The organism is Streptococcus parasanguinis, from assembly GCF_019929185.1.
GTDB lineage: Bacteria > Bacillota > Bacilli > Lactobacillales > Streptococcaceae > Streptococcus > Streptococcus parasanguinis_O.
Map to the genome: position 1 here is coordinate 217,960 of NZ_JAHZPC010000001.1, position 11,642 is coordinate 229,601.

Annotated in this window: 12 protein-coding genes; 6 read left to right on the forward strand and 6 right to left on the reverse strand. The window is 42.7% G+C overall.

Annotated features, from left to right (window positions below):
• Window positions 1-67: 67 nt before the first annotated feature.
• Window positions 68-1,738 carry a formate--tetrahydrofolate ligase gene (locus tag K1I56_RS01050; protein WP_223324736.1) on the reverse strand — a complete coding sequence of 557 codons (1,671 nt, stop codon included), beginning with the start codon at window positions 1,736-1,738 and terminating at the stop codon, window positions 68-70.
• 175 nt (window positions 1,739-1,913) lie between these two features.
• On the opposite strand from K1I56_RS01050, the gene K1I56_RS01055 reads away from it, so the two are divergent.
• From K1I56_RS01055 to K1I56_RS01075, 5 genes are all read left to right on the forward strand, one after another.
• Window positions 1,914-2,591 carry a phosphopantothenate--cysteine ligase gene (locus K1I56_RS01055; protein WP_223324737.1) on the forward strand — a complete coding sequence of 226 codons (678 nt, stop codon included), beginning with the start codon at window positions 1,914-1,916 and terminating at the stop codon, window positions 2,589-2,591.
• Window positions 2,592-2,601: 10 nt separating this feature from the next.
• Entirely contained in the window at window positions 2,602-3,141 is a 540-nt protein-coding gene (gene coaC, locus K1I56_RS01060) for a phosphopantothenoylcysteine decarboxylase (protein ID WP_223324738.1), read from the forward strand.
• The gene (locus tag K1I56_RS01065; protein ID WP_003011870.1) at window positions 3,138-3,698 is read left to right on the forward strand and encodes an ECF transporter S component; all 561 of its coding nucleotides are present in this window, start codon (window positions 3,138-3,140) and stop codon (window positions 3,696-3,698) included. Before coaC ends, K1I56_RS01065 begins: the two co-directional genes overlap by 4 nt.
• Window positions 3,699-3,848: 150 nt before the next feature.
• Window positions 3,849-5,564, forward strand: coding sequence for a phospho-sugar mutase (locus K1I56_RS01070; protein WP_223324739.1), 1,716 nt, complete (start codon window positions 3,849-3,851; stop codon window positions 5,562-5,564).
• A 257-nt stretch (window positions 5,565-5,821) separates the two neighbouring features.
• The gene (locus K1I56_RS01075; RefSeq protein ID WP_223141918.1) at window positions 5,822-6,169 is read left to right on the forward strand and encodes a DUF6568 family protein; all 348 of its coding nucleotides are present in this window, start codon (window positions 5,822-5,824) and stop codon (window positions 6,167-6,169) included.
• Between the two features lie 25 nt (window positions 6,170-6,194).
• On the opposite strand, the gene mutY is transcribed toward K1I56_RS01075, so the two are convergent.
• From mutY to yjbM, 5 genes are all read right to left on the reverse strand, one after another.
• The gene (gene mutY, locus K1I56_RS01080; protein ID WP_223141919.1) at window positions 6,195-7,349 is read right to left on the reverse strand and encodes an A/G-specific adenine glycosylase; all 1,155 of its coding nucleotides are present in this window, start codon (window positions 7,347-7,349) and stop codon (window positions 6,195-6,197) included.
• Between the two features lie 246 nt (window positions 7,350-7,595).
• A complete protein-coding gene (gene pta / locus K1I56_RS01085) occupies window positions 7,596-8,570 on the reverse strand; it encodes a phosphate acetyltransferase (protein ID WP_223141920.1) in 975 nt (324 codons plus the stop codon).
• Between the two features lie 21 nt (window positions 8,571-8,591).
• The gene (locus tag K1I56_RS01090; RefSeq protein ID WP_223324740.1) at window positions 8,592-9,485 is read right to left on the reverse strand and encodes an RluA family pseudouridine synthase; all 894 of its coding nucleotides are present in this window, start codon (window positions 9,483-9,485) and stop codon (window positions 8,592-8,594) included.
• The gene (locus K1I56_RS01095) at window positions 9,482-10,300 is read right to left on the reverse strand and encodes an NAD kinase (protein ID WP_282184817.1); all 819 of its coding nucleotides are present in this window, start codon (window positions 10,298-10,300) and stop codon (window positions 9,482-9,484) included. Before K1I56_RS01095 ends, K1I56_RS01090 begins: the two co-directional genes overlap by 4 nt.
• On the reverse strand, window positions 10,284-10,955 hold the full coding sequence (yjbM, locus tag K1I56_RS01100; RefSeq protein WP_023918039.1) for a GTP diphosphokinase: 672 nt from the start codon (window positions 10,953-10,955) through the stop codon (window positions 10,284-10,286). Before yjbM ends, K1I56_RS01095 begins: the two co-directional genes overlap by 17 nt.
• A 95-nt stretch (window positions 10,956-11,050) precedes the next feature.
• On the opposite strand from yjbM, the gene K1I56_RS01105 reads away from it, so the two are divergent.
• Window positions 11,051-11,608 carry a CYTH domain-containing protein gene (locus tag K1I56_RS01105; protein WP_223324741.1) on the forward strand — a complete coding sequence of 186 codons (558 nt, stop codon included), beginning with the start codon at window positions 11,051-11,053 and terminating at the stop codon, window positions 11,606-11,608.
• The last annotated feature ends 34 nt before the right edge of the window (window positions 11,609-11,642 follow it).

The window sequence follows — 11,642 nt, forward strand, 5'->3', positions numbered from 1 at the left end:
ACGAGTACATAATAAAACAACTTCTGCTCATTTGAACAGAAGTTATTTTTTGTCATCAGGCGTCTAATTAGAACAAGCCGATCGCTGTTCCGTCAGCAGCCACATCCATATTCAATGCTGCCGGTCGTTTTGGTAAACCAGGCATGGTCATGACATCCCCAGTCAAAACAACGATAAAGCCGGCTCCCAATTTTGGTACTACTTCACGGATAGTGATTTCAAAGTTTTCAGGAGCTCCCAAGGCATTTGGATTGTCTGAGAAGCTGTATTGGGTTTTGGCCATACAGATTGGCAACTTATCCCAACCATTTTTAACAATTTGAGCAATTTGTGTCTTGGCTTTCTTCTCAAAGTTCACCTTAGTTCCGCGGTAAATTTCAGTCACAATCTTTTCAATTTTTTCTTCTACAGAAAGGTTGTTATCATACAAGCGTGTGTATTGAGCTGGAGTGGTTTCGATGGTCTGAACCAGAGTTTCAGCAAGGTCAACCCCACCGTCAGCACCATTCGCCCATACGCTCGCAAGCTCAACTGGTACTTGAATTTCAGCACACAATTCTTTCAAAGCAGCAACTTCTGCTTCTGTATCGGTGATGAATTCATTGATAGCTACTACTGCAGGAATACCAAACTTACGGATGTTTTCAACGTGGCGTTTCAAGTTTGCAAAACCAGCACGAACAGCGTCAACATTTTCTTGTGCAAGAGCATCTTTGCTAACTCCTCCATTCATCTTAAGAGCACGAAGGGTTGCAACAATGACGACAGCATCTGGTGAGGTTGGCAAGTTTGGAGTTTTAATATCGAGGAATTTTTCAGCACCAAGATCAGCACCAAATCCTGCTTCTGTAATCGTATAGTCAGCTAGGTGAAGAGCTGTTGTCGTCGCCAATACAGAGTTACATCCATGAGCAATATTAGCAAAAGGACCTCCGTGGACAAAGGCAGGCGTTCCATAGATGGTTTGAACCAAGTTTGGCTTAATCGCATCTTTAAGGATCAAGGCAAGAGCCCCTTCCACTTCTAAATCACGGACATAAACTGGGCTGCGATCATAGCGGTAGCCGATCACAATATTAGCCAAACGGCCTTTCAAATCTTCAATATCTGTCGCCAAGCAAAGTATGGCCATAATCTCAGAAGCAACTGTAATATCAAAACCGTCTTCACGCGGAATCCCATTCAAAGGACCACCAAGACCTACACTGACATGGCGCAAAGCACGGTCGTTCAAATCCACTACCCGTTTCCAGATAATGCGACGTTGGTCAATACCGAGCTCATTTCCTTGATGTAAATGATTGTCAATCAAAGCTGAAAGAGCATTATTAGCCGTTGTAATGGCATGCATATCCCCTGTGAAATGAAGGTTGATGTCTTCCATCGGTAGAACTTGGGCATAACCACCTCCAGCAGCACCACCTTTAATCCCCATTACCGGTCCTAAAGAAGGTTCGCGAATGGCAATCATGGTTTTTTTACCGATTTTATTCAAAGCATCTGCCAGTCCAATTGTAATGGTTGATTTCCCTTCTCCAGCAGGAGTTGGGTTGATCGCAGTGACTAAAATGAGTTTTCCTACTGGATTTTTCTCAACATCACGAATCTTATCAAAGCTCAATTTCGCCTTGTATTTTCCATACAATTCAAGATCATCGTCATCCAAACCAATTTTCTTAACAACGTCCACTATTGGTTGGAGTTCAATGCTTTGAGCAATTTCGATATCTGTTTTCATAAGGGACTCCTTTATATTTGATAGAACTATTATACCTAAAATTCGCGAAAATAACATTGTTTTTCCATGTTTTGATTTCAACGTTCGCTTTTTATGTATATTTTATGGCTTGTCATAGCCTATTTGAATAGCTTCAGAACTTTACTTACGTATCTTTTTTGTGTAAAATAAGCATATGCATATTTTAATTACATCAGGCGGGACGAGTGAAACCATTGATAGCGTTCGTTCAATCACCAATCACTCCACTGGGAGCCTAGGGAAAATCCTTACAGAAACAGCTCTTGCAAAGGGACATCAGGTGACCTTGATCACAACGCCTACCGCGCTTAAACCCGATCCTCATCCACACCTTCGACTTCTATTGATCGAGAATGTCGAGGAACTACTCACACAAATGCAGAAGGAAGTCCTTCATCATCAGACCTTGATTCACGCTATGGCTGTTTCAGACTATACACCTGTATACATGACAGGCCTTGATGAAGTTGAGAAAGCTCAGGACCTCCATAACTTTCTATATCGCGAAAATCACGAAACCAAAATCTCTTCGAAAGAAGAATACCAAGTGCTCTTTCTAAAGAAAAATCCGAAGATTATCTCCCTCGTCAAAGAATGGAACCCTGCCATTCAACTGATCGGCTTTAAACTATTAGTCGACGTTTCTTCTGAAGAGTTAATCCAGGTAGCGCGTGAAAGCCTGGTTAAAAATCATGCCAGCATGATCGTTGCCAATGATCTAACCAAGATTCAGAACGGTCAGCATCAAGCCTATCTAGTGACAGATGATCACGTCCTAGAAGCTTCTACGAAAACAGAAATCACAGAAGCTATCCTACGTTATATCAAATAAAAAGGAACATATGACACACATTACTTTAGCGGTTACCGGTAGTATTTCCGCCTATAAAGCTGCTGATATTACTAGCCAACTAACCAAATTTGGCTTTGAAGTGAAGGTCCTCATGACTCCTTCAGCCCAAAAATTTATCACCCCTTTAACCTTGCAAGTTCTTTCAAAAAATCAAGTAGGGCTAGATGTTATGATGGAAGACGATCCACAGCGGATCGAGCACATCGATATTGGGAAAGAAACTGACCTCTTTCTTGTAGCGCCGGCCAGTGCCAATACCATTGCTAAATTAGCTATGGGACTTGCAGATAATATGGTCACAAGCACAGCTCTAGCCTTACCTCAAAGGACTAAAAAATTGCTGGCCCCTGCTATGAATACAAAAATGCTAGAACATCCCGCTACCCAACGTAATCTAAAGCTCTTACAAGACTATGGTTACCAGATTATCCAACCTCGTGATGCTGTTCTTGCTTGTGGGGACAAAGGTGCTGGAGCTCTAGCGCCTGTAGAAACTATTGTAGAAACTGTTAAGGAGAATTGTTTATGAGAAAATCATCTTCTATTTCACGAATTGCCATCTTTTTTGCGGTGATGATCACCATTCACTTTGTGACGTCCTTCATTCTGCAATTTGTTCCATCAGGAATTCAACCAACCTTGGTTCATATTCCTGTCGTGATCGCCTCTATCATATACGGTCCACGGATTGGAGCTATCTTAGGACTCCTCATGGGACTCTTTAGCCTCACTATGAATACCCTGGTTATAACACCTGCTAGCTATCTCTTTAGTCCCTTTGTCCCTCACGGGAATCTCTACTCCCTTATCATTGCCATAGTCCCTCGGATTCTCATCGGGGTAACCCCTTACTTCGTCTATCGCTGGATCCGCAATCGTACAGGACTTGTGATCGCTGGAATTGTCGGCTCTATGACCAATACTGTTTTCGTTCTAAGCGGGATTTACTTCTTCTTTGGTAACAGTTTTGGAGGGGGGATTCAACATTTCCTAGCCTTGATTGTCTCTACTAACTCACTCATCGAAGTCATTGCGACAGTACTCATTACCAGTGCAGTCGTTCCATCTCTTGAAAAATTAAAATAACCTTCCAAGCCAAGACCAATTTATCTTGGCTTTTTTTGATGGTGAATAAACTCTATTTTTTTGAAAAGATTTACAATTATCGCTAGAATTTTCTGAAAAAATTTGCTATAATGTAAGCGATTAAATTATAAGCAAAAAGGAGACGCTTGCATGACCTATCAAGAAAACTACCAAAAATGGCTCGACTTTGCTGAATTACCAGCTTACCTTCGTGATGAGTTGGTCGCAATGGATGAAAAAACAAAAGAAGATGCCTTCTATACCAACCTTGAATTCGGTACAGCTGGTATGCGTGGATTAATCGGTGCTGGTACTAACCGTATTAACATTTACGTTGTTCGCCAAGCAACTGAAGGATTGGCCCAATTGATCGACTCAAAAGGTGAGGAAGCGAAGAAACGCGGTGTTGCGATCGCTTACGATAGCCGTCACTTCTCTCCTGAGTTTGCTTTTGAATCAGCTCAAGTTTTGGCTGCTCATGGGATCAAATCTTATGTATTTGAAAGCCTTCGTCCAACACCTGAATTGTCATTTGCTGTTCGTCATCTCCACACATTTGCTGGGATCATGGTAACAGCTAGCCACAACCCTGCTCTATTTAACGGATATAAGGTATACGGTGAAGACGGTGGACAAATGCCTCCAGCAGATGCTGATGCATTGACAGATTATATCCGTGCTATCGAAAATCCTTTCACTGTACAATTGGCTGACCTTGAAGAAAGCAAAACTAACGGATTGATTGAAGTTATCGGCGAAAACGTCGACGTTGAATACTTGAAAGAAGTGAAAGGCGTTAACATCAACCAAGACTTGATCAATGAATACGGTCGCGACATGAAGATTGTCTACACGCCACTTCATGGTACTGGTGAAATGTTGGCTCGTCGTGCTCTTGCCCAAGCTGGATTTGAAGCTGTTCAAGTTGTTGAAGCTCAAGCAGTTCCTGATGCAGACTTCTCAACTGTTAAATCTCCTAACCCAGAAAGCCAAGCAGCCTTTGCTCTTGCTGAAGAACTTGGCCGCAAAGTAGACGCTGATGTATTGGTTGCAACTGACCCAGATGCTGACCGCCTTGGTGTTGAAATCCGCCAACCAGATGGTTCTTACCTCAACCTCTCCGGTAACCAAATCGGAGCGATTATCGCTAAATATATTCTTGAAGCTCACAAAACAGCTGGTACTCTTCCTGTCAATGCTGCTCTTTGTAAATCAATCGTATCAACTGAGTTGGTGACTAAGATTGCAGAAAGCTACGGCGCAACGATGTTTAACGTCTTGACTGGTTTCAAATTTATTGGTGAAAAAATTCATGAATTTGAAACACAACACAACCACACTTACATGCTTGGTTTCGAAGAAAGCTTCGGTTACCTCATCAAACCATTCGTACGTGACAAAGATGCTATCCAAGCCGTTCTTATCGTTGCTGAAATCGCAGCTTACTACCGCTCACGTGGTATGACTTTGGCAGATGGTATCGAAGAAATCTACAAACAATACGGTTACTTCGCAGAAAAAACCATCTCTGTTACCCTTTCAGGTGTGGACGGAGCTGCTGAAATCAAGAAAATCATGGATAAATTCCGTGGCAATGCTCCTAAACAATTCAACAACACAGACATTGCTAAGACAGAAGACTTCTTGGAACAAACAGCTACTACTGCTGATGGCGTTGAAAAATTGACAACTCCTCCAAGCAACGTTCTTAAATACATCTTGGCTGATGATTCATGGTTTGCCGTTCGTCCTTCAGGTACAGAACCAAAAATCAAATTCTACATCGCCACAGTTGGTGAATCTGAAGCAGATGCTAAAGAAAAAATTGCGAACATCGAAGCAGAAATCAATGCTTTTGTAGGCTAAAACACGAGGCTGGGACAAAAGTCCTAGCCTCTCAATTATTTTTGGATTGTCGAGCAAGACGCAGTGGTTGAGTGGGCTCTACTACGCTAATTTCATCAGCTTTTACAGCCCTACTCAACTGTGAGGAGGTGGGACGACGAAATCGAATTCTAACGAATTACCGATTTCTGTCCCACTCTCCCTTTCTTTCGTAGCAAATACCAGCGATTTTATAGAAAATATGGCATACTAGACTTAGAAGAAAGCGAGGTAATCTCATGGAACAATTTTTAGAAGATATTAAAGATCTTGAAGTCACAACTGTCGCGCGTGCGCAAGAAGCGATTGATCAAAAAGAAACAGCGACCTTCTTTATCGGACGCAAGACTTGTCCTTACTGCCGGAAGTTCGCTACTAAGTTAGCAGCTGTAGTAGCTGAAACAAAAGCTCATATCTACTTCATCAATAGTGAAGAACCAAGTCAGCTAGACGCATTACAAGCCTTCCGCTCAACTTACGGTATCCCAACTGTCCCAGGATTTTTACATGTCGAATCCGGTGACGTTACTGTTCGTTGCGACTCATCCATGTCTGAAGAAGAAATCAAAGCATTCGCTCATCTATAAAAAATAGCTAGAGATCAGTCTCTAGCTATTTTTCATTTTCCGAAAAAGTCGTCCAGATCTTCTGCTGAGGTTTAGCAAAAGGATAATTGGAAAATTCTTCTGGTGTTAACCAAACAGTCGATTCACTTGCTGGTTGCTCTCCTTCTTTTACTAGGCCGTAACGAAGTTGAACCTGCCACTTGCGATGCGAAAAGATATGCTGGACGATAGGATACGATCTGTCCTGCCATTCAATGGCCAAGTCATAGTCCTGTTCAAAAGAAAGAATTTCTGGGTTACTCTCTGCATCCCCCTTCCCATCCAGTAGAGATAATTGACCTAGGTTCTCAGATAGGCTATCCACTTCGATCAAGGGGAAATGCCAGAAACCTGATAAAAGCCCTTCTCGCTCATTTTTCTCCAACAAATAGCGTCCTTGACTATCCTTGATAATAAAGGCTGTTAGATAGACAGGTACCGGTTTCTTTTTAGGAGCCTTAATGGGATAACGATCCATAGTCCCATGTTGATAAGCCGCACTAAATTCCTTGACAGGACTCTCTTCCGGTCGTGGATTGACTGGGGACTCAATATCTGAGCCCAAATCCATCAAGGCCTGATTGAAATCACCAGGACGGGCCGGATCGATCAAGATTTCCATCATGGCTTGAAAAATCTTGCGATTGGTCGGTACACCAATATCGTAGTCCACCTCAAACAAGCGGGCTAGAACACGCATGACATTGCCATCTACTGCTGGCTCTGGTAATCCAAAGGCAATACTAGCGATAGCACCAGCTGTATAAGGCCCAATTCCCTTGAGTTTAGATATTTCCTCATAACTTGATGGAAACACTCCTCCGTGATTTTCCATTATCTGCTGGGCAGCTTTCTGCATGTTACGGACACGTGAGTAATAGCCCAAGCCTTCCCAAGCTTTTAAGAGTTTTTCTTCAGGGGCTTGAGCCAATTCAGCGACCGTCGGAAACCAATCTAAAAAACGCTCATAATAAGGAATAACCGTATCGACACGTGTCTGCTGGAGCATAATTTCTGAGATCCAAATTTTATAAGGATCCTGGGTCCTTCTCCAGGGAAGATCCCGTTTATGGGCATCATACCAGGCTAATAACTTTTCTCGAAAAGAGGCGATTTTTTCCTCCTTCCACATGGTAATCCCGTAATCTTTTAAATCTAACATATTCCTAGTATACCACAGAATGAGTTAGAGTTTAGAAATTCTGATTTTATAAAGAAAAAGAGGCTGGGACAAAAGTCCTAGCCTCTCAATTGTTTTTGGATTGTCAAGCAAGACGCAGTGGTTGAGTGGGCTCTACTACGCTGATTTCATCAGCTTTTTCAGCCCTACTCAACTGTGCGGAGATGGGACGACGAAATCGAATTCTAACGAATTACCAATTTCTGTCCCACTCTCTAAATGTATTTCTTATTGCTCCACAGCTTGAGCAGCCGTAATCAAGGTTAATTTATAGACGTCATCTGCATTACATCCACGAGAGAGGTCATTGACTGGTTTGTTCAACCCTTGCAATACTGGACCTACCGCTGCAAAGCCACCAAGGCGTTCTGCCATCTTGTACCCAATGTTACCTGCCTCAATACCAGGGAAGATAAAGACATTGGCTTGACCTGCCACCTTGCTTCCTGGAGCCTTCAAGGCTGCAGTTGCAGGGACAAAGGCTGCGTCAAATTGCAATTCCCCGTCAATTTCAAGGTCTGGACGAAGTTCATGGGCAAGCTTAGTCGCTTCGACAACCTTATCAACACTTTCACCGAAACCAGATCCTTTTGTTGAATAGCTCAACATAGCAATTTTTGGATCAATTCCAAACATCTTGGCTGTGATAGCTGAGTTGATGGCAATTTCGGCTAATCCTTCAGCATCTGGATTGATGTTGATGGCACAGTCCCCAAACAAGTAGCGTTCAGATCCACGAACCATAAGGAAAGCCCCTGAAGTACGTTTTACATTTGGACGAGTTTTGATAATTTGCAAGGCCGGACGAACAGTTGCGGCTGTTGAGTGAATCGCACCTGATACCATCCCATCAACAATTCCCATGTGAACCAACATCACACCGAAATAGTTAACGTCGTCTTTCAAGACTTGACGCGCTTCTTCTTCTGTCATTTTGCCCTTACGACGTTCTACCAAGGAAGCTACCATCTCTTCAAAACCTGGATAAGAATGAGGATCGATGACTTCATATCCATCCAAAATCCCTTCGATTTCAAGATAAATCCGAATTTTATCCGGATTACCAAGCAAGACAGGGGTTACCTCTGTCTCCTTTACAAGGCGTTTGGTCGCTTGGAGAATACGAGGTTCTTCACCTTCTGGTAATACAATACGTGCATTCTTACCAACGAGGTTGGCTTTGAGATTTTCGAAAACTTCCATGAGTTTTACTCCTTTTAATAATTAATAACTGGTTTGAAGCTGTGTTAGAACAGCTTGGAAATCTGGAGGCAGTGGGCTTTCTATGACCAATTCTTCCTCTAGAAATGGATGATAATAGGCTAGACGATGGCAATGAAGGGCCTGGCGCTCAATGCCATCGTCTAGACTTCCGCCATAGAGATCATCTCCCAAAAGCGGGAAACCTATGTGAGAAAAATGAACGCGGATCTGATGGGTTCGACCCGTGTGTAACTGGATATCCACTAGGTGAATATCACCAAAAGATTGAACAACCTGGTAGCTAGTATGAGCATACTTTCCTCCCTTTGCTACCTTTCGAGTAATGATCGACTCTTCATCACGCGCAATCGGGGCAATGATCTCTCCAGCAGGATCTAACTGACCTTCTCCCTTAACCAAGGCATAATAGCGTTTCTGAATCGTTTTAGATTGCAACTGCTTGTCCAAGCGAGCATGGGCATAACCATGTTTTGCAAAAAGCATGACGCCACTAGTATCCTTGTCCAAACGAGTAACAATGTGAACCTGCTGATTTTCATATCCCTGCTTCACATAATAGCCCTTTACAAAATTTGCTAAGGTATTAGAATGAATCGCACTTGGAATCGAGGCAATGCCAAAGGGTTTGTTTAAGACCAAAAAATGATCATCTTCAAACAAAATATCCAAAGGCCGATCCAGAGGTTTTAGGGTTTCGAAACCTTCTTCTGCTGGAATGTCAATGACCAAGCGATCCCCAATATCCAACAAATAAATCGCATTCTCCGGACGTCCATTGACAAGGATTTGGCCACCACGAAACTTAATCTTGGCTAAAAGGCCTTTAGAAACCTCGTGTTTTTTCAGAAAAGTCTTGACCTTGACATGCTCATCGACAATGAATTCAAATCTCATTCTCTATCATCTCCGATAAAGGCATCCTTGACCCGATTCCAGAAACTGGTATGACTGGAGCTTGCCACGAAATTAATCTTATGGTTGTCGATCTGGTATTCTACCTTTGCAATATTGCGGTAAGAATAGGTTGAATTGTCGACAGAGATAATGTGGAAGCCAGGACGCGTCGGTGTAATCTCGATCTTATCCTTTTTAGGGACAATAACAGAAGAACCCAAGGTACGATAGACACGATTGTTGAGACTGGCGATCTCAGCAATCTGCAGCGCCTCAATAGTTGGGTGAAGGACTGCTCCTCCCAAGGATTTGTTGTAAGCCGTACTTCCTGTAGGAGTCGAAACGGTAATCCCATCTCCTCTAAAGCGCTCAAAATCAACCCCATTGATGGTAAGATCGGCAACCATGGTCCGGTCGCTTCTCTTAATTGTCGCTTCGTTCAAGGCTCTCATGGTACGGGTTTCCCCATTGTCGAAAGTGATCTTGACATTCAAAATGGGGTAGGAAACCTTAGCTCCAGTATCATATTTTAAGTTCTCAACCAGCTTATCGATTTCACTGTCTAAGTAATCTGTATAAAATCCTAAGTGTCCGGTATGGACGCCAACAAATCGTACCCGATCCAACTGGTGTTCATACTTGTGAAAGGCCGATAGCAACATCCCATCACCACCAATTGAAATCACAATATCCGGATGCTTCTCCGTCAAAATAAAATTATTTTTCCTAAGCTTGTAGCGCAACTGCTGAAAAACCTCTTCACTTTGACGCTTGCGATTGCGAATAATGGATACTTTTTTACCTGTAGTCTTCATCTGTGTCATCACTATTTCCAACGCCATCATTTAACTTACGATGAAGTGGATCAAACAGGGCTTGAGCCTCCTGAATCGCATCCCGAATTGCCCCCATCTCTTCATCCAAGAGATAGGCCAGGTTTGCTGTCGTCTCTAAGCGTTTTTTGATCTCGTCTGGAAAGTCTCCTTTATATTTATAATTAAGCGAGTGTTCAATGGTTGCCCAAAAATTCATGGACAAGGTCCGAATTTGAATCTCTGCTAAGATCGTTTCATTTCCATCAATGGTGTCGACTGGATACTCCACCACAACGTGGTAACTCCGGTAGCCACTTGATTTCTTGTGGCGAATGTAATCTCGCTCTTGGACCACGCGCATATCCTGCCGTTGTCTCAGAACCTCTAGGATCTCTTCGACGTCGTCTACGAACTGGACCATGATGCGAAGACCAGCAATATCTTGCATATCCTGTGCCAGATTTTCTTCAGAAATATTTCTTCGGATCATCTTTTCTCGGATGCTCTCAATCGGCTTAACACGACCTGTCACAAACTCGATTGGAGAATGCTTTTGTTGCTTACGATATTGCTTTCGAATCCCACGCAGTTTGATTTTTAATTCCCCAACTGCTTGGATATAAGGATCTAAGAAGTTTTCCCAATCAATTGCCATCCTACCACCTTGTAATCTGAACCATTTTTGTATACAATAAACACATCTCTTATTATATCATGAATCGCTTTTGAAAAAAAGCAAAGGACCACAAAATGAACCATTTAGAAATTGAATACAAAACCTTGTTAGATATGGAGGAATACCAATCCCTCCTTCCACTTTTTGCTGATACAGAATTGGTTGTCCAAACCAATCACTATATCGATACACCCGACCAGCTCATCCGCAAGGAAAAAATGGCCTTACGGGTGCGCACTTTCACAGATCAGGCTGAATTGACTCTCAAGGTCCCTGAAGCAGTTGGCCATTTCGAGTACAATCAAAACCTCAGCCCAGAAGAAACCCAGGCGATCCTTCAACACCAACAGTTGCCTGACGGAGAAATCAAAAATCTCTTGATCACTAAAGAAATCCCCGTTGAGCAACTCGCTGTCTGGGGAAGTCTTACAACAGAACGCTTCGAAAAAGAAACAGCTGCAGGCTTAGTAGCACTAGACCACAGTCTCTATCTAGACACTGAAGATTATGAGTTGGAAATCGAGGTCGAAACTGCTGAACAGGAAGAAAATTTCCATCAGTTCATCAAAGAGCATGGAATCGTCTACAAAGCAGCAAAAAATAAAATCGCCAGATTGGCGGAAAGATTGTAAAATAGCTGAAATTATCGCAAATTTTTGCTAAAAT

Coding starts and splice junctions, on each gene's coding strand:
- pta (WP_223141920.1), bottom strand. CDS start 8,570: ATGGAAGTTTTCGAAAATCTCAAAGCCAACCTCGTTGGTAAGAATGCA.
- mutY (WP_223141919.1), bottom strand. CDS start 7,349: ATGTTAGATTTAAAAGATTACGGGATTACCATGTGGAAGGAGGAAAAA.
- K1I56_RS01075 (WP_223141918.1), top strand. CDS start 5,822: ATGGAACAATTTTTAGAAGATATTAAAGATCTTGAAGTCACAACTGTC.
- K1I56_RS01050 (WP_223324736.1), bottom strand. CDS start 1,738: ATGAAAACAGATATCGAAATTGCTCAAAGCATTGAACTCCAACCAATA.
- K1I56_RS01055 (WP_223324737.1), top strand. CDS start 1,914: ATGCATATTTTAATTACATCAGGCGGGACGAGTGAAACCATTGATAGC.
- K1I56_RS01105 (WP_223324741.1), top strand. CDS start 11,051: ATGAACCATTTAGAAATTGAATACAAAACCTTGTTAGATATGGAGGAA.
- coaC (WP_223324738.1), top strand. CDS start 2,602: ATGACACACATTACTTTAGCGGTTACCGGTAGTATTTCCGCCTATAAA.
- yjbM (WP_023918039.1), bottom strand. CDS start 10,955: ATGGCAATTGATTGGGAAAACTTCTTAGATCCTTATATCCAAGCAGTT.
- K1I56_RS01070 (WP_223324739.1), top strand. CDS start 3,849: ATGACCTATCAAGAAAACTACCAAAAATGGCTCGACTTTGCTGAATTA.
- K1I56_RS01065 (WP_003011870.1), top strand. CDS start 3,138: ATGAGAAAATCATCTTCTATTTCACGAATTGCCATCTTTTTTGCGGTG.
- K1I56_RS01095 (WP_282184817.1), bottom strand. CDS start 10,300: ATGAAGACTACAGGTAAAAAAGTATCCATTATTCGCAATCGCAAGCGT.
- K1I56_RS01090 (WP_223324740.1), bottom strand. CDS start 9,485: ATGAGATTTGAATTCATTGTCGATGAGCATGTCAAGGTCAAGACTTTT.